Genomic DNA, 20703 nt, shown 5'->3' on the forward strand with positions numbered 1-20703 from the left:
GACGCGGGGTGGAGCAGCCCGGTAGCTCGTCAGGCTCATAACCTGAAGGTCACAGGTTCAAATCCTGTCCCCGCAACCAAATCCACATAAAACAACCACCGTCTCGATTTAATCACCGGAGCGCTGTGGGGCGTGGCATCCGCTGGATACTGCGCCTGATCGCTTATGCTTGACATTACCGAGGCTGTCGTGGATGGCGGAAGAGTCGAAATTCCGCCGTGCAGCGCCACGACTGAATGCCGATCCATCTATTGTCTCACGCTATGTCCGCGACATTGAAGCGGATTTGAGCGCTGACCTTTTTCTTCCCGAACCAGGGCATGGCGCACGGCTGACTGAAGTCGGCCGCGCGTTTCTCAGTGACGTGCGCGCGATGTTCGAGAACCTGGACCGGGCCAAGATGGCGGCACGGTCGGTGGCCTGCGGCAAGCGCGGACGGCTTCGGCCGGCAGCATCGGAAGACGTGATGACGTGCACGCTGGCGCGTATCACCAGAGCCTATCGAGAGCAGCAGCCCGGGTGCATCTTGACGTGTTGAAGATGCCCGCCATTGCTTATTTGACGAAGAGTTGCCTTGGGAAATTGGTGAGCAGTTCGAAGCCGTCCTCGGTGATCGCGATCGTCTCCGACATGCCGAAACCGCGGGCGAGGACGTAGGTGTGGAAGGTCTGGCCGGGCTCGAACGTCCAGGTGCAGCCCGGGGCGGCCTCAAGCGGCTCGCCGCCATTGGGCTGCAGCAGCAGGCCGACCGAGTAGAAGGTCTTGTTCGTGTAGCTGTCGCGCAACCCGGCGGCGAGCACGCCCTCTCGGTAGATCGTGTCCGGCACGCTGGCAGGAATGCCGGGCTTCACCGCACGAAGAGCGGCGTCCTGGATGGCGATCAATTGCTCGACGACGCGATGATCGTCATCCCGGGCGGGACCGATCCGGATCGGACGCATGAAGCGCGCGTGGTAATTCTTGACGTTCGGCGTGGTCTCGATCTGGACGATGTCGCCCGCTTCCAGCGCGCGATCCGAATAACCGCCATGCAGGTGGAAGGCACGTTCGCCGGAGGACATGACGCCGGGGCCGGGCAGGTCGCTGCCGGCCCGGATCATGGCAGCGCAGATTTCCGCTGCCATCTCACGCTCGGTGACGCCCACGGCCGCACTGTCGATCGCCGCCTGCATACCCGCCTCGGCCGCCTTGGCGGCACGCCGCTGGTAGGCGATTTCTGCCGGCGACTTGATCAGCCGCATCGTCGGCGTCAGGCTGCTTTCGTCCTGCCAGACGATGCCGGGCAGGGCGGCCTTCAGATATTCGTAACGTCCAGCCGAAAGCGGCCAGGCGGAAAGCTCGATGCCGAGACGGGCGGAAGTGCCGATGCGGCTGGCGATCGCACCGGCGGCGACCTTCATCCGATCATCGCCGTCCGTCCACATCACGCGGTCTGGGAAGACGCACGTGCTCTCAAGGTAATATTCCTCTACGTCGCGGCAGAACATCGTCGGCTCGCCCTCGGCGGGAACGATGGCAAACTGCAGCGTGCCGTAGGCGCGGGTAAAATAACCTGTCAGCCATGTCACCGTTTCCGGCAGGAATGCAATGAGCCCGTCCAGCTGTTTCTCGCGCAATGCGGATTGGACACGAGCCAGGCGCGCTAGAAATTCCTGACGTTCGAAGCAGAAGGCCGACGTTACCATGCGGACATTCCCTCCCTTCGATTAGCCGTGCTGGACGAGTTCGGCAAAGCGGGTCAGCATGGTCTTTGCATCGAGTGCCTCATGCGCTTTTGCCTTCAAGTCGTCGATGCTGGCGCCGTCTGCCTCCATGCGGCTGCGGTTTTCCTCGAACCAGAGCAGGGCCTGGGCCTTCGTCACTTCGGGATGTCCCTGAATGCCCCAGATGTCGGCATCCCGGTAGCGCCAGATCTGGTTGGGACAATCGTCGGAATAGGCAAGGACGGTCATGTCGGGATGGCTCGCCCGTACCTCGTCATTGTGCCAGACGAACATATCGACGCTGCCCACAAGGTCACAGGTCAGCTTGTCGTCCTGGGCTGCCTCGGTTAGTGGCAGGGTCTTGTAGCCGATTTCGCAATAAGCTCGGCGAAAGACCTGATCGCGCCCGCATAGCGCCGAGCCCAAAATCTGGCTGCCGAAGCAAATGCCTAGCATCGGAATCCGTTGGGCCGCCGCATCCTGGATCAACTCGTGCTCGCGTCGAATGAAAGGAATGGCTTCATAGGCGCCATGCGGGCTGCCCGAGAGGAAGATCCCGTCATATCCCTTGAGTGATGATGGAAACTGTCCACCATACGACCAATAGCGATCGACGTTGAGGCCCCAGGTCTCGAACCTGTCGTCCAGCTTGGACGCTGATTGCAGGCGTCGTCCATTGCCGAGATAAAGAAGGCGTCCTGCCATGCCATTCACCGCTTACGATTTGCGGATGGCATCGGTATACCAGTGGTGTTCAAGGTGCAACGCCGGTGGCATGTCGATAGGCCATCCGCGTTGCCTGCGATCGACGGAGGCCACATGCGTATCGATCTGAATTCAGATCTAGGAGAAGGCTACGGTCCTTGGGCACTCGGCGATGACGCCTCGATGCTGGAGGTCGTCAGCACCGCGAACATCGCCTGTGGCTTCCATGCCGGCGATCCGCGCATCATGCGGGCGACGGTGCGTTTAGCGCGTGAGCGCGGTGTCGCGGTGGGTGCGCATCCTGGCTACCAGGATCTGATCGGCTTCGGCCGTCGCCGGCTTCCCGGCATCACGGTAGGGGAGGTCGAATCGCTCGTTGCCTACCAGGTCGGCGCCTTGGCCGCGATTTGCGCGCTCGAAGGACATCCCATGACCCATGTGAAAACCCATGGCGCCCTCGGTAATGTCTGCGCTGACGATGACGCAATGGCGCTTGCCGTGGGCCGCGCCATCCGGGCGGTCGATCCCAAGCTGGCCTACATGGTCATGCCGGGCACGGCCACGGCCCGTGCCGCCGACAGTCTCGGGCTGACGGTGATCAACGAGATCTATGCCGACCGGACCTATGCCGACTCATTCAACCTCTCGCCCCGATCGGAACCCGGCTCGGTCCTGCACGATCCCGACCTCGTGCTGCAGCGTGTGATGGCCATGGTCGCGGAAGGATGCCTCACCTCGACATCGGGCAAGCGCCTCACAGTGCCCATCAGCTCCATCTGCGTGCATGGCGACACGCCCGGTGCGGTGGCCATGGCGCGTCGGCTCCGCCAGGGCCTGGAGGCCGCCGGCTGGACGATTGCGTCGAGCCGTGGCTGATGATGCCGATGTTTCCTGCTGGCTAATCCCGCGACCCCTTGTCGTCTGGCCGGCGGCGGCCGGCGATGATCGCCTCAAGCCGTTCTTGAGCGTAGATGAGGGCTTCCTCCGCGGCATCGGCGGAAATCGCGCGGAAGGTGAAGGTGCTGCCGTTGGGCATCTGGGCGAGCCTGGCCAGATCGGACGAGGCCACTGTCGCGATCTTCGGGTAGCCTCCCGTCGTCTGTCCATCGGCTGTAAGGACGATGGGCTTGCCGGAGCCGGGCACCTGGATGGAACCCGTCACCGTGGCATCGGATACGATGTCATGACCCTTGAAGGCCTGGAGGCGGGGGCCAGAAAGTACCATCCCCATCCGGTCCCGCGAAGCCGTGGTCTGGAAGGGCTGCGTCAGGAACAGCTTCCAGGCCTCGGTGTCGAAATAGTCGTCCTGGGGACCTGGCACGACATCCACGGGGCCCGGTCGGCGCACATAAGGTTGCGTCAAAATGAGAGGCTCCAGCGGCGTTCTTGAGCGTGCGAGCGGCAGGATGTCTCCTGCCGCCAGCGCCTTGCCGTTGAGGCCGCCAAGGCCGGTGCGCACGTGCGTCGAACGGCTGCCGAGTACCGGCGCGTTGGCGATCCCACCTGACACGGCAAGATAGCCCCAGACAGCACCTTGCAGGAGACCGATGGTCAATGTCTGGCCGGCGCGCAGGATATGGCTCTGCCAGGGCAGGACCGGTTTCTCGTCGATCTCGACCTTGCAGTCACCGCCGGTGACGGCGATCAGGACGTCCTCATCCACGCGGATCGATCCGCCGACGAGAGCGAACTCGATGGCGGCTGCTGTGGCGTCGTTACCCACAAGCGCGTTGGCGATTACATGCGAATCCCGGTCGACCGGCCCGGATCGCGACACTCCGTATGATCGATAGCCATAGCGACCACGATCCTGAATGGACATCAGCGGGCCGGAGCGAATGACGGAAAGAGCAGCGGCCATCAGACGGTTCCCACAAGCTCGAAATCGCTTTGTCCGGCGCGTTCGTCCAGATGGGCGGCCTCGTCGGCATCAATGCGGCGAAAGCGAATCCGGTCGCCCGCTCGGAGCAGGAATGGTCTGGCGCGGAGCGGATTGAATAGCAGGTAAGGAGTCCGGCCGATGAAGCGCCAGCCGCTGGGGCCGGGCACTGAATTGATGCTGGACTGGCGCCCTCCTATCCCGATGGCGCCGGCTTCGATCCGCTGGCGCGGCGTGGCAAGCCGTGGCGTGTGCAGAATTTCAGGAAGGCCACCCAGATAGGCGAAGCCCGGCGCGAACCCGATCAAGTAGACCCGATACTCGCCGGCAAGATGCAGGCCGATCACCTCGTCGACGGAGAGGTTCTTGATGGCCGCGAGTTCCTCAAGGTCGGTGGCATGTTCGCCGCCGTAGAACACCGGAAATTCGAAGCGCCGCCCGGGTGGAGGCTCATAGGACGCATCCGATCGCGCGCGCCGCATCAACTCTTCCGCCAGCACGGATCCGCGCACCAATCGGGCATCGTAGATAAGCGTCAAGGACCGATAGGTGGGGATCGTCTCACGCACGCCCACGATCGGATTTGATGAAATCGAGGCGCTGAGGGCCAGTACTTTCAGATTCGCGGTCTCGTTGACGGTGTCGGCAAACTCCACGCTTACCGCCTGATCGCCATTGCGAACGATTCGGGGATAGGACGTCGCGCTATCGATCGGGGCTGGGTTTGAACAGGAGTTTCTGGTCACGTCGATATCGCCGCCCGTTGGCACCTGATAAGGCGCAACTCTTCAAGAACCCTTGTCGCGACCTGTCTACCCGTTCTCTCCAGTGCGTCGATCGTCAAACCGCCAACATGAGGGGTGAGAATGAGGTTTGGGCAATCGAGCAACGGGTCATCTGCCCGGATCGGCTCAACGACCGCCACGTCGAGGCCCGCGCCGAAGATAACACCGCTTCGCAACGCCTCGACAAGTGCCGGCTCATCGACCAGCGCGCCGCGGGCGGTGTTGATAAGCATGCCTTGCGGGCCAATCAGCGCCAGACGGCTGGCGTCGATCACGGGTGTCCCATCGGGCACCCCATGCAGCGAGACCACGTCCGCCCATTCGCATAAGCTGTCGATATCCGGCATCGCCAGCATGTTCTCCGCGGCCAGTTGGTGGGCCGGGGTGGAACGGGAATAGATCGCCACCTGCATGCCGATCGCCGACGCGAAGCGGGCAACGAGCCTTGCGATATGACCGTACCCGATCAGCCCTAGTCGGCGAGCCGCCATCTCGAACGTACGGCGAGTCTCGCGGAAATGGTAATCCCCCTGGCGCGATGCCGTGTCGGCCTGGATCAGCAAACGTGAGCAGGCGAGCATCAGGGCGATGGTCAGTTCGGCGACAGACTGTGCGTTGGCACCCGGCGTATTGACCAGCGAAACGTTGCGTGCTGCCAGCGACGGCTTGTGGACTTTTTCGGTTCCCGTGCCGTGTACGCCCAGAACCAGGAGATTTGGGGCGGCGGCAATTTCCCGGGCGGAGAGTCCGTGATTACGGGTGATGATGGCGCAAGCTCCGGCCAGCAGCGGGCGCAGCGTTTCGAAGTCGGTGTTCTCGGCTACATGGACTTGAAGGCCGGCTTCTTCCAGGAGCCTGATCGCCGTTACCGCTATCGGCTGCACGACCAAGCATTCACCGCAGTAAGGCGCCGTCATGGTCAAGCCCTCAACGGAGGATCGAGACAGAGGGCCGAAAGGAGGCGCGCGGCCTCGGCAAAATCAGCCATCGCCATGTGTTCGTCGGGATTATGGCTGCCGTTGGCATTGCGGATGAAGATCATGCCGGTCGGCACGCCGGCGGCGGAGAAAACGGCCGCATCGTGACCAGCCCCGCAAGCCATCCTCATGGCCCTGATCCCATGTTCTCTGGCCAGCGCCGATAGGGACCTGACGATATCCGCATCCATTTTCGCCGCGGCGCTGCCGGTCAGGTGACCGAAATCGAAGCGCACGCGATGCTCCGTTTCGATCCTGGCCGCGGTGTCGGCAACGATCCGCTTCACGCGCTCCAGCGTGGCGGCTTCCTGACTGCGAACATCGAGAGCGAAGGTCAGGCGGCCGGCGATCTTGCTGAAGGCGGCCTCGGACGCATCGGTGTAGAACTGGCAGAAGGTCACGACGAGATCCGCCCCTTCTTCCTCCAGTCGCGTCCAGGCCTTGTCGAGTTCCACCACCAGGGCGGCTGCTGCGCGCACCGCATCCTGCCTGTATTCGCGCGGCGTCGCGCCGGAGTGGGCATAGACCCCCAGGCATTTCGCCTCGCGATAGCGGAAGGATCCGCGAATGCCGGTGACGATGCCAATCGGTAGGCCCCGCTCGACGAGGACCGGGCCTTGCTCGATATGCGGCTCGATGAACATGGCGATCCTAGCCGGATCGAGGAAGGAACGCCCGGATCGCAGGAAGGCGGTGTCGCCGCCGGCAGCCTCGATCGCGGCACCGAGCGCGATCTGATCCGATGAGCGCTTGACCTCGTCAAGTTCGTCCGACCTCAGAAGGCCGAACGCGGCCCGGCTGCCGATATAGGAAGCCCCGAACCAGGTGCTCTCCTCTGCCCGGATGACCATCAAGGTGATGTTCCAGGGCGGGCGGATGCCCGCGCGCGCGTAGCCGGAGAGGACGCAAAGGCCGAGCAGAACGCCGGCCGCGCCATCGAAATTGCCGCCCATCGGCACGGAATCGATATGCGAGCCTATGAAGATGGCGGGCCCTTCCTCGCGACCCTTCATGGTCATGTAGAGATTGCAGGCAGCATCCATCTCGATCTCAAGGCCGAGCTTGCGCCCTTCGCGCCTGACGATGTCGTGGGCGACCTGCTCTCCAAGTCCATAGGATGCACGCGTGATGCCGCGATCGGTGCCGGTGCGGCGGCGCAATTCCTCGAACAAACGCTCCGCCAGGTCGATATCCGCGGAAGCGAGGTCAGGCTGCGTGGCGTCGGCCTGCCGCTCGCGCTCGGGATACATGCTCATGCGCGCGTCAATCTCCTGACGATACTGTCTCGAATGTGTTCGAGATGCTGACGCATCGCCAGAGCGGCATCATCGCCGCGTCCGTCCCGCAAGGCCTCGACGATCTCCAAGTGCTCCCGGCAGGTCGCCTCGAATCTCTCGGGCAGGCTTCGCAGGTCGAAGATCTGCGTCTGGCGGCGCAACATCCGCGCGATCTGTGCCAGTTGCGGGTTGCCCGCGGCAGCGCCGATGCCGCCATGCAGGCGATCGTCCACATCACGAACCAAGCCACGATCCGGCCTGCCTTCGTCGCTTAAGGTCCTGCCAAGCAGGTCTCTCAAGTCGGTCTCCAAGGCATCGAGCTCGACCCGGGATATTTGACCTGCCGCCAGGCGCGCTGCTTCCGGCTCGAGAAGCTGCCGAATGTGGAGCGCATTGATGTAATCATCGACGCGCATCTCCTTGACCTGGAGTCCGCGGCTTCCCTGCCGGATCAAGAGGCCTTCGCCCTCGAGCATCAAAAGCGCGTCGCGGATCGGCGTCCGCGACATGTTCAGCGTTTCTGCAAGCCGGCGCTCGGTAATCATGACGCCTGGCGGGATCTGTCCCGAGACAATCAGGTTGAGGATCTGCTCATACGCCTGCAGTGCCAGCCGTTTCCCCGTTTCGATCAGCATCTTACTGGTTCCTCTGGGCGGACGGCTCAAGACCAACCATGCCGCGTCTGTCGCCACGGGAAGCAGCTGTTGCCACACAAACTGTCCCCAAAAAATCCGTGAGCAACAGCGAGAAAATTAAGTATTCCTTTGGTTGACGATTGGTATACCAAACTTTACCGTTCTGACAACGGGCAGCATTCGCCTGTCCAGAACGGACGCTATCGTGACGACAACGCCGCATTTGCCGTTCAGCCGAGAGGAGCATCTGCAGCGCCAGGAGCGGCTGCGGACTGAACTCGCGGCGCGCGGCGTCGATGCCATGCTCGTGTTTGCCCAGGAGAGCATGTACTGGCTGACGGGGTACGACACTGGCGGCTTCGTCTTCTATCAGTGCCTGGTCGTCCCGACCGATGGACGTCAACCCGTCCTTCTGACGCGCCGGCCCGACCTCATTCAGGCCAGACAGACCAGCATCATCGAAGATATCCGCATATGGTGGGATGCCGAAGATGCCAATCCGGCCGAAGACCTGAAGTCCATTTTGCACGAGCTCGGCCTTGCCGGCGCCCGGATCGCGATCGAACTCAATACCCATGGCCTCACCGGCTGGAATCTCTGGCGCACGCAGCGGGCGATCGGCGACTGGTGTAAGCTCGAGGACGACCGGCATCTGATCCGCTGGTTGCGGCTTGTGAAGTCTCCAGCCGAGATCGATTATACCCGCAAGGCCGGCCGCATTCTTGACGATTCGCTCAAAGCCGTGATCGCGGCGGCTCGTCCAGGCATTCTCGATAGCGACCTTAAAGCCGTCTACCTGACCGCGATCCTCGGGCAGGGTGCTGACATGCCGCCGAACCCGCCACTTTTCAATTCGGGGCCCCGGGCGGTTTATGGCCGCGGCGTGTCGGATCCGCGCCGGCTCGAAGAGCAGGACCAGATCCTCATCGAATATCCCGTGGCCTATCGGCACTATAATGTAAAAACGGAATGGACCATCTTGTTCGGCAGGGCTTCGGACGCGCATCGCAAGATGTATGATGTCGGTCGCGAGACGCTGCAAAAGATGACCGATGTGGCCCGTCCCGGCACGACGCTGGGTGAGATCTTCGATCTCTACGCGGAGGGTCTCGACAAAGGCGGCTACGGGCGCGCCCGATACGGGGCCACTGGCTACGCCGTGGGCTGCACGTTCGCGCCGACCAGCATGGACGTTCCGCCGATGATCTACGCCGGCAACCCGACCGAATGCCGGCCGGGCATGACGCTTTTCTACCACGTGATGAACGGCGACAGCGACACCGGCCTCGCCATGGGCGTTGGCCATACGCTTCTCATCACCGAGGGTGCGCCGGAAATTCTGACGGCTTTGCCGGATGAATTGACGGTGGTCGGCTAAGCGCGAAAATCCCGCCGGGAAGATCATGAGTACACTGCCGCCCGGCTTGCATCTCGAACCAACCAAGAGGGCGAAGTGACGAAATTCATGCTTACCCGCCGCAACGTGGTCATGGGTCTGGCGGCGACGGCACTCGTTCCCGGCCTGGACCTTCAAGATGCGCTTGCCGCCGCGACACCGAAGCCAGGCGGCACGCTGAGGATCAGCCATTCGACGCGCATCGCAACACTGAATGTGCTGAATTGCTCTGGTCCGGCCGAATATCCGGCCGTCGACATGCTCTATTCCGGCCTGACGCGCATGGGTCCAGACAACAAGCCCATGGCCGACTTGGCCCAGCGCTGGGAGGCCAGTGCCGATGCCAAGACTTTTACCTTCCACCTGCGGGAGGGCATTACATTCCACGACGGCTCGCCCTGCACGGCCGACGACGTCGTCGCGACTTACCAGGCGATCCTCAGCCCCGACATTCCGGCAGCGGCCCGCTCCGTCCTCAACATGATCGACAAGATCGAGGCCGTGGATCCGACGACCGTCAAGATCACGTTGGCCTCGCCCTTCGCCGACCTGCCGATCTCGACGGCGCATCCGAACGCTCGCATCCTCTCCAAGGCAGCGCTTGCCGGACCGAGGGAAAAACTCGACACGACCGTCAATGGGACCGGCCCGTTCAAGCTCGAGACCTATGACAGTGCTCGCATGGTGCGTCTGGTCAAGAACGAGAACTACTTCATCAAGGGCAAGCCCTACCTCGACGCAGTCGAGTTATACCTGTTCCCGGATCTGGCTGCCGAGAGCGCCAACTTCCTGAATGGCGCGATGGACGTCATGCTGACGGTCCAACAGGCCGATTTCCAGCGCATCGCGGCATCGAGCGGCATCAAGGCCCAGCGCATTCCATCTGGCCGGTTCGTCAATATCACGATGCGTCAGGACCAAAAGCCGTTCGATGACGTCCGCGTCCGCAAGGCGCTGGCCATGTCGATCGACCGGCCGACTCTCGTTGACATTGTGTTGGAAGGCCTGGGCCGCCCGGCTTACGATAACCTGCTGTCGCCAGAATTTCAGTATGCCATCCAGACGCCGGAAATCCCCTACGACCCGGCTTCGGCGAAGAAGCTCCTTGCGGAAGCTGGCTACCCTGACGGCATCAAGATCAAGCTCGTCGCCTCCAACCGCCCGGCGATCCGCGCCCAGGTGGCCGTTGCCGTCAAGGAAATGGCCAAGGCGGCGGGGTTCGACATCGATGTCGAGACCATGTCCCACGACACCTATCTGGCCAATATCTGGATGAAGGGTCAGTTCTACATGGGCTATTGGGGCATGCAGGCGACCGAGGACGCGACCTTCAACCTGTTACTTACCTCGAACGCTTCCTACGAAGATACGGGTTGGAAGAACAAGGAGTTCGACCAACTGGTGTCAGATGCCCGTCAGACCACCGACACCGAAAAGCGCCGAGATCTCTATGCCAAGGCGCAAGAGTTGATGTTGAGGGATACGCCCTACATCGTTCCAATCTTCGAAGACGTGTTGACGGCAAGCGGCAAGAGTGTGGAAGACTGGACGACCGCGCCGCTGTCTGGGTATTTCTACGTCGAGAACGTCTGGCTCAACAAGGCTTGATGGCATGAGCCGGGGTTACCTGATCCGGCGACTGCTCGCCATCATCCTCGTGCTGGCGATCGTCACGCTCGCTGTCTTTGCGATCACCACGATACTGCCGGGCAACGCCGCCATCATGATCCTGGGTGAATATGCCACCCCGGACGCGGTGGCGGCCCTCGAGCGGCAGCTGCATCTCGATCAGCCCTGGTACATGCAATATCTAAGTTGGGTCGCCGGCATCCTGCATGGCGATTTTGGCACCTCGCTCAGATTGTCCCAGCCGGTTACCCAGGTCGTGGGCGAGGCATTCCTCAATTCGGCCATGCTGGCCCTGACCGCGCTGGCCGCGGTCATCATCGTCGCCATCCCGCTGGGCGTGCTCGCGGCATTGAAACGTGGCACAGTGATCGACTTGGCGATCGGCCTGTTCAGCTATCTAGGCACGGCGCTGCCAGAATTCGTCACCGCCACGCTGCTTCTCGTTTTTCTGGCTGCGCCCAACGTCGGGCCCTTTCCCGCAGGCGGCTTCGTTGCTCCCTGGGAGGATCTTGCGGGCTTTGCCGCCCACGTCATCCTTCCTGCCGCCACGCTGGGCTTGATCCTGCTCGCTCATGTCTCGCGCCAGGTGCGATCGGAAATGTCGGAAGTGCTTGCCTCCGACTATGTCCGCGCTGCCCGTCTCAAGGGGTTGAGCGAGCGCCGGGTGATCTGGCGTCACACGTTGCCGAATTCGCTGGCGCCGGCGGTGGCCGTCATCTCGCTCGACATCGGCTATCTGCTGGGCGGCATCATCGTCGTCGAGGAAATCTTCGCCTGGCCCGGACTGGGTCGGGTTTTAATGTATGCACTGGAAAATCGGGATCTGCCCGTCATTCAGGCAGTCACCCTGCTTCTCGCGGCAATCTACGCTTTGTCCAATCTCGTCTCGGACATCATCATCGCTAAGCTCGACCCGCGGGTCCGCTATGCGTAGATTCCTGTCCTCGCCAAGTGCTGTCGTCGGCACGACTTTGCTCGTCCTCGTCCTGTTTGCTGCCTTGTTCGGCCCACTGATCGCTCCTTATGATCCGCAGGAGTTCCATCCGTTGGCACGGCTTCAGGGCCCTTCGGCCAGCTACTGGCTGGGGACCGACCAGTTCGGCCGCGACCTACTCTCGCGCATCCTCAGCGGCGCGCCCGCGACCATCGCATTCGGGGTGTTTTCAACGACGATCGGCGTCGTCGTGGGCTCGCTCATCGGCGTGATCGCTGGGGTTTCCAGCGGTTGGGTCGACAGCACGATCATGCGTATTCTCGACGGTCTGCTCGCGGTTCCAGACCTCCTGTTCACGCTTTTGATCGTCACCGTCCTCGGGGGCGGCATGGAGCATGCGCTGCTGGCCGTGGCCGTTGCCTTCACGCCCGGTATGGCGCGCATTGCCCGCAGTGCCGTGCTGTCGGTCCGTACACGTGACTATGTCCGGGCGGCAGTCGCGCGCGGCGAGTCCGGACTCTATATCGTTGGCCGCGAAGTCCTGCCGAACGCGCTTAGTCCCATTGTCGTTGAAGCCACCATTCGCGTCTCCTTCGCCATCATGATCGGCGCGACGCTCGGCTTCTTGGGCCTGGGCGCCCAGCCGCCCAGTACCGAGTGGGGACTGATGGTCTCCGAAGCCCGCCAGTTCATGTTCCGCAATCCTTGGTGTGTCGCCATTCCCGGCCTATCGATCGCGACGGCGGCCCTTGGCTTCAACCTGTTCGGCGACGCTTTGCGGGATGCCCTCGACCCAAGGAGGAGCCATTGAGCGCCGCGCTCACCTCGGCCGAGGCAAAGGCTGCCAGCAAGGAAAAGCCGGCCCTCGCTGTGCACAAATATTCGCTCTCCTATCGCACTGAGGCCGGCCTTATCGCGGCGCTGAGGAACATCGACCTTACCATCGCCAAAGGTGAGACCGTCGGCCTTGTTGGCGAATCCGGCTCGGGCAAGTCGTCGATGGCCTGGTCGATCATGCGCTATCTGCCGCCCAATGCGGTGGAGCAGGGTGGTGCCATCCGCCTCGCAGGCGAAGAGATTCTCGACTACACGCCGCACGAAATGGCGACGATCCGCGGCAGCCGGGTGCCGATGGTCTTTCAAGATCCGTCGACCTCGCTCAATCCAACGATCAGGCTGGGCGAACAGATCGCCGAGGTACTGATCCGCCACCGGGGCCTGACGAAGGCCGAGGCCTACGCCGAGGCGGAAGCGGCGCTGGCACGAACCGGCATCACGCATCCCAAGGAAATGCTGCAGCGCTATCCTCATGAGGCCTCGGGTGGCGAGAAACAACGCGTCGTCATCGCCACGGCCTTCGCCTGTGAGCCGGAACTGATCATTTTCGATGAGCCGACAACAGCGCTCGATATCCTGACCGCACGGCAGATCCTCGATCTGTTCACCCGGCTGCGCGAAGAGACGAACGTGTCGGCTCTCTATATTTCCCACGATCTGGGCCTGGTCTCGCGCGTCGTCGACCGGGTCGCCGTGATCCACAAGGGCGTCATCGTCGAGAACGGGTCGGTCGACGAGGTGTTCCGGCACCCGAAGGCGGATTATACCCGCCAACTGATCGGGGCCGTGCCGGACCCGGAGCGCTGGATCGGTGTGGAGGCACCAGCGGTCCCGCAGACGCTGATTCGGCTAACGAATGCCGGCGTGCATTATGGCGGCCCCAGCCTCCTGCAGAGGATATTCCAGCCAGAGGAAGCCGGAAAGGTCGGCTTTTGGGGGGCTCGAAACGTCAGCCTCGACATCCGTAAGGGAGAACTCCTGGGAGTTGTGGGTGAAAGCGGCTCCGGCAAATCGACGATCGCCAAGGTGCTGGCCGGGCTGCAGGATTTTGAGGGGACGCTCGAAGTGGACGGCAGGACGATCGGCAGCCGGAAGGCTATCGACCGTGCCTATCGCCGCCGGGTGCAGATCGTGTTTCAGCATCCCGACGCCTCGCTCAACCCGCGCCAGAAGATTGGCACGATCATCGGCCGGCCGCTGAAGCTCTACCAGATAGTCCCGCGCCGGCAGGTCAAGATACGTGTCGGGCAACTGCTCGAAATGGTTCGTCTGCCGGCCGCCTACGCCAAGCGATATCCGCATCAGCTCTCGGGCGGCGAGAAGCAGCGCGTGGCCATCGCCCGCGCGTTCGCCGCTGAACCGGAACTCGTCATCTGCGACGAGGTGACCGCAGCGCTCGACGTGTCGGTGCAGGCGGCCGTGGCCGAACTTCTGGTCAAGTTGCAACGGGATACCGGCACGGCCTGCCTGTTCATCACGCACGACCTTAATCTGATCCGTCAGCTCGCGCACCGGATCGCGGTCATGCGCCATGGCGTGCTCGTGGACTTCTTCGACCGCCGGGACGCCCGCGCGGACGATCGCAACCCCTATACCAAAGCGCTCCTTGACGCTGTTCCGGTTCAGTCGTCCAGCGCAGCAGCATGAGGGTTCATCCATGACGACAGCGCTGGAGCTCGCAGACAAGGTCGACCGCCAGACCTGTATCGACATCCTGGCCGACCTGGTGCGGCACAAGAGCTATTCGGAAACTCCGGGCGAGCGCATCCTGGCCGAGCACATGGCCGACATCATGCGCAACATGGGGCTGGAAGTGACGTTGCAGCCAGTGACCGGCGACCGGGTCAACGCCATCGGCATCTGGCGCGGCTCAGGCGGTGGCAAGAGCCTGTTGTTCAACGGCCACCTGGACACCAATCCGGCGACCGAGGGCTGGACCGTCGATCCCTGGGGCGGCGTCGTCGATGACGAATTCATCTACGGCATCGGCGTCTCGAACATGAAGGCCGGCGACGCGTCGTCGCTCTGCGCCGTCAAGACTCTGATCGACAACGGCATCCGGCTGAAGGGTGATGTCGTGCTAACGTATGTGATCGGCGAGTTGCAGGGCGGCATCGGGACGTTGCAGGCGGTGCGGGCCGGTACCCGCGCCGACTATTTCATCAATTCCGAGCCATCCGACCTGCAGGCGATCACCATGCATGCGGCGGCCTTCACTTTCATCATCGAGCTTGAAGGCGTCACGCGGCATTTGTCCAAGCGCGAGGCTGCCGTCGACGCCATCCGTGCGGCCTGCGAGTTGATTCCGCAACTAAGCGCCATGACGTTCTCCGATGCACCGACGGAAGAGCACAAGGCGGTCAACCGCGTGCATGTCGGCGTCATCCATGGCGCACTCGGACGCGATCTGCATGAATGGCGGCCGCCGCAGGTGGCAGACTTCGTCCGTCTCAAGGGATCTGGCCGCTATGGGCCGGGCCAGAGCCGGGAGAATGCTCTGGCTGACATCCAGCGCGTCCTCGACGGGCTGGCCGAATGCCATCCCGGCCTGAAGGCCAAGGTCCATGCGGAGACCAGGAACGATCAGCCGACCATGCCGGCTTTCGCGGTCTCGAAGGAAGCGCGCATCGTCAAGGCGATCAACGCGGCCTACGAGGCCGTGCGCGGCGACAAGCAGCCGACCGGCCCGATTGCGCCGCCCGCCTATTTCGGCACCGATGCCGGCCATCTCTGGGTGGAAGGCGGCATGGAAGGCGTCGTCTGCGGACCAGGCGGGCGCTACAACACCATGCCGGACGAACGGGTCGATATCGTCGACTATCTCGACATGGTCCGCATCTATCTCATCACCATGACAGACATCTGCGAGTTGGCATGACCATGCATGTGCCCGAGGAATTCGCGGCGACCTCAAGAAGCGGTCGCAACGTCCTCTTGAAGTTCAAGCCGGCCGAATTCGCGGGTCGCCTTGCCGCCACCCGCCGCCGCCTGCGGGAGCGCGGGCTCGACGCACTGATCGTGTTTGCCCAGGAGAGTCATTACTGGCTGACCAGCTATGACACGGCGGGTTACGTTTTCTTCCAGGCCGGTCTCGTCCTCGCCGACGATGGCAGCGACACGGTGCTCCTCACTCGTACGCCAGATCTCAGGCAGGCCAATGTCGCCTCGCTCTATGACGATATCCGGGTCTGGCTCAATGCCGAGAACGCCAATCCTGCCCAGGACCTGCGTGACATTCTGGCCGAGAAGGGCCTCAGGGGCAAAAAGGTCGGCGTCGAATATGCGACCTACGGCCTGACGGGTGCCAATGCCCGCATGGTCGATCGAGCGCTCGACGGTTTCTGCGTCACCGAGGATGCCTCCGACATCGTGCGGCAGGGCAGGTTGGTGAAGTCCAGGGCCGAGCTCGAGCATGTGCGCATGGCGGGCAAGCTCGCCGACGCCGCTGTCCGGGCGGCGATCGACGCCACCCGGCCTGGCATTCCAGATACTGTCCTGACCGCCGCGGCATTGACCGCAATGCTTGCCGGCGGCGGCGACATCCCCTCGGGCGGACCTCTGGTCAATTCCGGCCCGCGGGCGCTGTACGGTCGCGGCATTGGCGGACCTCGAACGATCGAGGAACAAGACCAGATCCTGGTCGAGCTCGCCGGCTCCCATTGCCGTTATCACGTCTGCATCGAGCACACGCTGGTGACTGGCAAGCCAGATCCGCGTCAACGCGACATGCTCAAGGTGGCGAAGGACGCTCTCGACCAGATTAAAGATGCCGCGCGGGCAGGGACGGCACTGGGAACGCTCGACGACATTCATCGCAAGGTGCTGGATGATGCCGGCTTTGCCAAGGCTCGCTACGCCGCCTGCGGTTACGCCCTGGGCTGCACTTTCAAGCCGACCTGGATGGACGTGCCGCCGATGATCTATTCCGGAAACCCCCTCATCATGACGCCGGGGATGGTATTCTTCGTTCACATCATGATCCCCGATGCGTCGACGGGCCTGACGGCGGGAGTTGGCCAGACCTTCGCCATCACCGATGGCGCACCAGAGGTCTTCAGCGATCTGCCAGTGCAGCTTTACTGCTGCTGACGCCGGCAAGCCGCATCCGGGGTCACGCGGCACCGCCTCGTGGAGGGGCGCCGACGTCCCGCTGCGGCTTGGCATTCGCATGGTCCTTGTGCAGGGATCGCTCATGGAAATTGGCCGGTCTAAACGGCTTGGATTTGCGCAACCAGGTCGAACGTTACTCGACCGAGTCCCGGCCTTCGCGCCTGGGAATGATGGGTTTGCCCCCGACAACCTGAGGACAACGACGTCTCGGGCTTTGCGGTTCACATGTTGACCTGGGCTTGATTGACCGGACAATTGTCCGCGTCGTCGAGATACTTCACTCGTCAGAGGCTATATTCCCACTAATCAGTGCGAGGATTCGTCATGGGCCAGATCCCACCCATCGATCCCGCGATCTTCGCTTATGTCCGTACCGTCATCAGCATCATCGTCGGGCTCAGCATCGGCCGGCTCCTCACCGGCATCGCTCGTTTCATCCAGCATCCCAAGCAGCAGAAGATTTTCGGCGCTCACCTTGCATGGACCTTCTTCATGCTGGTCTATGTCATTCACTTCTGGTGGTGGGAATTCCACTTGGGAACCGTTCACTGGAATTTTGCCATATATTGTTTTTCCGCGCTCTACGCGGGGCTTATTTTCATTCTCTGTACATTGCTCTTCCCTGACACCATGTATGAGTACACGGGCTTCGCGGACTATTTCGTGTCCCGACGAGTCTGGTTCTTTGGTATACTTATCGCGATCTTCTTCCTCGATATCGGTGATAGCAGGATCAAGGGGGCCGACTATCTTGCCTCGCTCGGGCTGGGATTGTGGTTCCGGTTGGCGTTTTATGTCCTTGGCAGTGCCGCCGCGATGATGGTCCAGAGCGTGAAGTTCCAGACCGCCTTCGCCATTGCCGCCCTGTTCTCTGAGATCGTCTGGGCGCTCTCAGAGTATTATACGTTGTTTTGACAGGCGCTCCTGCCGTCTCGGTGCCCCTGAGCCGACGAGGCCGGCGGGCCGTGCTGCCAGGAAAAACAGAGCCAAGGAATTCTCCCATGCCGTTTTCACCGGCTCCCGATCGCTACGCTGCCATGTCCTATCGTCGCTGCGGTCAAAGCGGCATCGACCTGCCGGCGATCTCACTTGGCCTATGGAACAATTTCGGCGGCGTCGACGTCTACGAGGCCGGCCGCGCGATCCTGCGCCGGGCCTTCGATCGCGGCATCACGCATTTCGACCTCGCGAATAATTACGGGCCGCCTCCAGGCTCGGCCGAGGAAATGTTCGGGAGAGTGATGGCCGGCGATCTGGCACCCTATCGCGACGAGCTCATCATCTCGACCAAGGCCGGCTGGGAGATGTGGCCCGGCCCTTATGGCGGTATCGGCGGTAGCCGGAAATATCTCGTTGCCAGCCTCGACCAGTCGCTCAAGCGCATGGGGCTCGACTATGTCGACATCTTCTATTCGCATCGCGTTGACCCCATGACGCCGCTTGAGGAAACCATGGGCGCGCTCGCCCATCTCCATCGGCAGGGCAAGGCGCTCTATGTGGGCATCTCCAGCTACTCGCCCGAACTGACGCGCAAGGCCGCCGCCATCCTGAAGGAAGAGCGCGTCCCCCTGTTCATTCACCAGCCGAACTATTCAATGTTCAACCGATGGATCGAGCATGGCCTGCTCGATGCGCTGGAGGAGACCGGTGCGGGCTGCATCGCCTTCTCGCCGTTGGCGCAGGGTTTACTCACCTCGAAATATCTGGGCGGCATCCCCGACGATGCGCGTGCCGCCAAGGGACGGCTGCTGAACAGTTCAGCGCTCACCGAGGATATCCTGGAGCGCATCCGCGCACTCAATGAAATCGCCGGGCGACGCGGGCAGACATTGGCGCAGATGGCGATTGCCTGGACGCTACGCGATCCTCGAGTTACTTCATCGCTGATCGGGGCCAGGACCGTCGAGCAACTCGACGATTCGCTGGGGGCCCTCGAGCGGTTGGACTTCACGCCGGCCGAGCTTGCCGAGATCGATCCGTTCGCCATCGACGGCGACACCGATTACTGGAAGGTCTCGACCGCGTTTTCATAGGTCTGCCCGGCTTTCCGGTCCGGCAGAGAGGTGGGACAACTGGGTCGGCCTCGCCGGTTGCCAAGCCCGCGGCTGGCCGCTGCCATCGTCACGTCGATGGCGACCGCAAAACGACTTTGCCGGAGCAACGCGCCGCCAGTATCCCGACGATGGATGCTGCCCGAACTCGTAAGGCTGGTGGGCATGTCGCGAACAACGTTCGCCGCACGGTTCCGCCAGATCGTAGGCGAGCCACCCTTGGGCTATTTGACCCGATGGCGCATGTAACAGGCGGCTGACCGCCTGCGGCATTCGCGCGATCCTCTAGCCGAGATCGCCTGCGCAGCCGGATACACCGCCGAGTCAGCCTTCAGCACGACATTTAGCCGGGTCATGGGATGCCCGCCCCGCCGCTATCGGCGCGGCATCCCCGTCGCGTAGTCCCGTGCAGGCGGCCTTGGTGGGAGCCCGATCCTCACTGCGCAATCGCATTCGCAGTTCCTGAGCGCCGATGTGTGAAAGGCATCTATTTCCCGGCGACGTCGGCGACTGAGATGGGTTGGCTCGGCAGGACGAAGATGTAGGCAAGGGCGGAGGCCAAGCCGATGACGGCGCCGACGATCAGAGCCGGCATGAAATGGCCGGTGGCCTGGACGATGAAACCCGTGATGAGCGGCGCCAGGGCGCCACCCAGATAGCCGCCGAAATTCATGATGCCGCCAATCGAGCCCGTATTGTTTTCGGGCGCGCAGACGCTGACCATCGCCCAGGCCATGGCGCTCGAAGAGCCTGCGCCGAACATCACGACGGCGATGCAGGCGACCGCCAGGGTGTTGCTTGGCGTCAGCGCGGCCAGGACCGTGAAGCAGGCCATGGCCAGCAGCGAGATGACCGCCGGAATGCGACGGCTGTCGATGGGCGTGAATCCGCGCGCCATCAGGAGATCGGCAACCTTGCCTGTGCCGATGCTGCCAATCACGCCAAAGGCATAAGGGATCGCGGCGACCCATCCAGTCTTTTGCAGGCTCATGCCACGCTCCATCTCGAGATAGCCGGGCAGCCACGCCTGAAAAAGCCAAAGCAGATAGACGACACCGAAGAAGCCCAGGATCAGCCCCCAACTCACCTGGAATGAAAAGAGGCGCTTCCATTCGGCAAGGGTGATTGGGGCGTGCGGTTGCGGCTCCTCTCCGTCCTGGAGATAATTCTTCTCCTCGGCGGTAAGGTCGACCTCGTCCGGTTCGCGATAGATGATGAACCAGATCATCGCCACGACGACGCCAGCTAGCCCAACGATGATGAACATCCAGCGCCAGCCGAAGGCCAGCATCAACGCTGTCAGGATCGGCGGCGCAATTGTTGGCCCGAGCGTTGAGGTGCAGTTATAGATACCCGTGGGCAGGCCACGGGCGCGGATATTGTACCAGTCCTTTACGACTCGAGCACCCGACGAGAACATCGGCGCCTCGCCCAGTCCCAAAAAGATGCGGGCAACGACAAACTGGCTGAAATTGCTGACGATGCCGCCCGCCGCCTGGGCCACTGACCAGATGAAGAGGCCGATTCCGAGGAGCCGCCTCGGGCCGAAGCGGTCGATCAGCGCGCCACCTGGCAACTGGGCGAAGGCATAGGCCCACAGGAAGGCCGAGAGCAGCATGCCCATCTCGCCCAGCGTCAGGCCGAGATCGGCGCGGATGAGCGTGCCGCCCACGGCCAGGGTCGCACGGTCGACATAGTTGATCGTTCCCACGATGACGAGCAGGATGAGAGCCGCCCGCTGGGTGCGCCGCACCCGGGGTGGGGTCGTCATGACGGCCAATTCTG

General features: G+C 62.6%; 20 protein-coding genes and 1 tRNA gene. 13 read left to right on the forward strand and 8 right to left on the reverse strand.

What is annotated here, in order from left to right:
* Window positions 1-2 precede the first annotated feature (2 nt).
* A tRNA-Met gene (locus tag CFB17_RS08030) sits at window positions 3-79 on the forward strand.
* A 114-nt stretch (window positions 80-193) separates the two neighbouring features.
* Complete coding sequence (locus CFB17_RS08035) at window positions 194-538, forward strand: LysR family transcriptional regulator (RefSeq protein ID WP_088560965.1); 345 nt, start codon at window positions 194-196, stop codon at window positions 536-538.
* 16 nt (window positions 539-554) lie between these two features.
* Here the strand turns inward: CFB17_RS08035 and CFB17_RS08040 are convergent, their stop codons facing one another.
* Both CFB17_RS08040 and CFB17_RS08045 read right to left on the reverse strand, forming a co-directional pair.
* On the reverse strand, window positions 555-1685 hold the full coding sequence (locus CFB17_RS08040; protein ID WP_088560967.1) for a M24 family metallopeptidase: 1131 nt from the start codon (window positions 1683-1685) through the stop codon (window positions 555-557).
* Between the two features lie 21 nt (window positions 1686-1706).
* Window positions 1707-2408 (reverse strand): type 1 glutamine amidotransferase, encoded by a 702-nt coding sequence (locus CFB17_RS08045; protein WP_088560969.1) that lies wholly within the window; start codon window positions 2406-2408, stop codon window positions 1707-1709.
* A 114-nt stretch (window positions 2409-2522) separates the two neighbouring features.
* On the opposite strand from CFB17_RS08045, the gene CFB17_RS08050 reads away from it, so the two are divergent.
* Window positions 2523-3284, forward strand: coding sequence for a LamB/YcsF family protein (locus tag CFB17_RS08050; RefSeq protein WP_088560970.1), 762 nt, complete (start codon window positions 2523-2525; stop codon window positions 3282-3284).
* Between the two features lie 22 nt (window positions 3285-3306).
* Here CFB17_RS08050 and CFB17_RS08055 read toward each other — a convergent pair whose 3' ends face one another.
* From CFB17_RS08055 to CFB17_RS08075, 5 genes are read right to left on the reverse strand one after another with little or no spacing between them, the layout of a single operon-like run.
* Entirely contained in the window at window positions 3307-4269 is a 963-nt protein-coding gene (locus CFB17_RS08055) for a 5-oxoprolinase subunit C family protein (protein WP_088560972.1), read from the reverse strand.
* Complete coding sequence (pxpB, locus tag CFB17_RS08060; RefSeq protein WP_407642393.1) at window positions 4269-5057, reverse strand: 5-oxoprolinase subunit PxpB; 789 nt, start codon at window positions 5055-5057, stop codon at window positions 4269-4271. The genes CFB17_RS08055 and pxpB overlap by 1 nt, the downstream gene beginning before the upstream one ends.
* Window positions 5030-5989 (reverse strand): NAD(P)-dependent oxidoreductase, encoded by a 960-nt coding sequence (locus CFB17_RS08065; protein WP_088560974.1) that lies wholly within the window; start codon window positions 5987-5989, stop codon window positions 5030-5032. The genes pxpB and CFB17_RS08065 overlap by 28 nt, the downstream gene beginning before the upstream one ends.
* 2 nt (window positions 5990-5991) lie before the next feature.
* On the reverse strand, window positions 5992-7305 hold the full coding sequence (locus tag CFB17_RS08070) for a Zn-dependent hydrolase (RefSeq protein ID WP_088560975.1): 1314 nt from the start codon (window positions 7303-7305) through the stop codon (window positions 5992-5994).
* Window positions 7302-7961, reverse strand: coding sequence for a GntR family transcriptional regulator (locus CFB17_RS08075; protein WP_088560977.1), 660 nt, complete (start codon window positions 7959-7961; stop codon window positions 7302-7304). Before CFB17_RS08075 ends, CFB17_RS08070 begins: the two co-directional genes overlap by 4 nt.
* Window positions 7962-8166: 205 nt before the next feature.
* Between CFB17_RS08075 and CFB17_RS08080 the strand changes: the two genes are divergently transcribed.
* The 10 genes from CFB17_RS08080 (at window position 8167) to CFB17_RS19610 (ending at window position 19320) form a co-directional block, all read left to right on the forward strand.
* The gene (locus CFB17_RS08080; protein WP_165769497.1) at window positions 8167-9339 is read left to right on the forward strand and encodes a M24 family metallopeptidase; all 1173 of its coding nucleotides are present in this window, start codon (window positions 8167-8169) and stop codon (window positions 9337-9339) included.
* A 75-nt stretch (window positions 9340-9414) separates the two neighbouring features.
* Window positions 9415-10965, forward strand: a complete 1551-nt coding sequence (locus CFB17_RS08085; protein WP_133063867.1) for an ABC transporter substrate-binding protein — start codon at window positions 9415-9417, stop codon at window positions 10963-10965.
* 4 nt (window positions 10966-10969) lie between these two features.
* Window positions 10970-11920, forward strand: a complete 951-nt coding sequence (locus CFB17_RS08090) for an ABC transporter permease (RefSeq protein WP_088560983.1) — start codon at window positions 10970-10972, stop codon at window positions 11918-11920.
* Entirely contained in the window at window positions 11913-12731 is an 819-nt protein-coding gene (locus CFB17_RS08095) for an ABC transporter permease (RefSeq protein ID WP_088560985.1), read from the forward strand. Before CFB17_RS08090 ends, CFB17_RS08095 begins: the two co-directional genes overlap by 8 nt.
* Entirely contained in the window at window positions 12728-14404 is a 1677-nt protein-coding gene (gene nikE / locus CFB17_RS08100; protein WP_207761983.1) for a nickel ABC transporter ATP-binding protein NikE, read from the forward strand. Before CFB17_RS08095 ends, nikE begins: the two co-directional genes overlap by 4 nt.
* A 10-nt stretch (window positions 14405-14414) precedes the next feature.
* Window positions 14415-15635 (forward strand): M20 family metallopeptidase, encoded by a 1221-nt coding sequence (locus CFB17_RS08105; RefSeq protein WP_088560987.1) that lies wholly within the window; start codon window positions 14415-14417, stop codon window positions 15633-15635.
* The gene (locus CFB17_RS08110) at window positions 15632-16846 is read left to right on the forward strand and encodes a M24 family metallopeptidase (RefSeq protein ID WP_088560988.1); all 1215 of its coding nucleotides are present in this window, start codon (window positions 15632-15634) and stop codon (window positions 16844-16846) included. The genes CFB17_RS08105 and CFB17_RS08110 overlap by 4 nt, the downstream gene beginning before the upstream one ends.
* Before the next feature lie 345 nt (window positions 16847-17191).
* Window positions 17192-17782, forward strand: coding sequence for a hypothetical protein (locus CFB17_RS08115; protein WP_088560990.1), 591 nt, complete (start codon window positions 17192-17194; stop codon window positions 17780-17782).
* An 86-nt stretch (window positions 17783-17868) separates the two neighbouring features.
* Window positions 17869-18900, forward strand: coding sequence for an L-glyceraldehyde 3-phosphate reductase (gene mgrA / locus CFB17_RS08120; protein WP_088560991.1), 1032 nt, complete (start codon window positions 17869-17871; stop codon window positions 18898-18900).
* 282 nt (window positions 18901-19182) lie between these two features.
* Window positions 19183-19320, forward strand: a complete 138-nt coding sequence (locus CFB17_RS19610; RefSeq protein WP_279311733.1) for a helix-turn-helix domain-containing protein — start codon at window positions 19183-19185, stop codon at window positions 19318-19320.
* An 85-nt stretch (window positions 19321-19405) separates the two neighbouring features.
* On the opposite strand, the gene CFB17_RS08130 is transcribed toward CFB17_RS19610, so the two are convergent.
* Window positions 19406-20689 carry an MFS transporter gene (locus CFB17_RS08130; RefSeq protein WP_088561294.1) on the reverse strand — a complete coding sequence of 428 codons (1284 nt, stop codon included), beginning with the start codon at window positions 20687-20689 and terminating at the stop codon, window positions 19406-19408.
* Window positions 20690-20703 lie beyond the last annotated feature (14 nt).

This window comes from Arboricoccus pini (genome assembly GCF_900187945.1).
In the GTDB taxonomy this organism is placed as follows: domain Bacteria; phylum Pseudomonadota; class Alphaproteobacteria; order Geminicoccales; family Geminicoccaceae; genus Arboricoccus; species Arboricoccus pini.

Excerpts from the sequence above, each read along its gene's own strand:
- CFB17_RS08110 (WP_088560988.1), top strand. The coding sequence starts at position 15,632 with ATGACCATGCATGTGCCCGAGGAATTCGCGGCGACCTCAAGAAGCGGT.
- CFB17_RS08035 (WP_088560965.1), top strand. The coding sequence starts at position 194 with ATGGCGGAAGAGTCGAAATTCCGCCGTGCAGCGCCACGACTGAATGCC.
- CFB17_RS08065 (WP_088560974.1), bottom strand. The coding sequence starts at position 5,989 with ATGACGGCGCCTTACTGCGGTGAATGCTTGGTCGTGCAGCCGATAGCG.
- CFB17_RS08040 (WP_088560967.1), bottom strand. The coding sequence starts at position 1,685 with ATGGTAACGTCGGCCTTCTGCTTCGAACGTCAGGAATTTCTAGCGCGC.
- CFB17_RS08075 (WP_088560977.1), bottom strand. The coding sequence starts at position 7,961 with ATGCTGATCGAAACGGGGAAACGGCTGGCACTGCAGGCGTATGAGCAG.
- CFB17_RS08090 (WP_088560983.1), top strand. The coding sequence starts at position 10,970 with ATGAGCCGGGGTTACCTGATCCGGCGACTGCTCGCCATCATCCTCGTG.
- CFB17_RS08130 (WP_088561294.1), bottom strand. The coding sequence starts at position 20,689 with ATGACGACCCCACCCCGGGTGCGGCGCACCCAGCGGGCGGCTCTCATC.
- CFB17_RS08115 (WP_088560990.1), top strand. The coding sequence starts at position 17,192 with ATGGGCCAGATCCCACCCATCGATCCCGCGATCTTCGCTTATGTCCGT.
- CFB17_RS08070 (WP_088560975.1), bottom strand. The coding sequence starts at position 7,305 with ATGAGCATGTATCCCGAGCGCGAGCGGCAGGCCGACGCCACGCAGCCT.
- mgrA (WP_088560991.1), top strand. The coding sequence starts at position 17,869 with ATGCCGTTTTCACCGGCTCCCGATCGCTACGCTGCCATGTCCTATCGT.
- CFB17_RS08050 (WP_088560970.1), top strand. The coding sequence starts at position 2,523 with ATGCGTATCGATCTGAATTCAGATCTAGGAGAAGGCTACGGTCCTTGG.
- CFB17_RS08055 (WP_088560972.1), bottom strand. The coding sequence starts at position 4,269 with ATGGCCGCTGCTCTTTCCGTCATTCGCTCCGGCCCGCTGATGTCCATT.
- CFB17_RS08095 (WP_088560985.1), top strand. The coding sequence starts at position 11,913 with ATGCGTAGATTCCTGTCCTCGCCAAGTGCTGTCGTCGGCACGACTTTG.
- CFB17_RS08105 (WP_088560987.1), top strand. The coding sequence starts at position 14,415 with ATGACGACAGCGCTGGAGCTCGCAGACAAGGTCGACCGCCAGACCTGT.
- CFB17_RS08045 (WP_088560969.1), bottom strand. The coding sequence starts at position 2,408 with ATGGCAGGACGCCTTCTTTATCTCGGCAATGGACGACGCCTGCAATCA.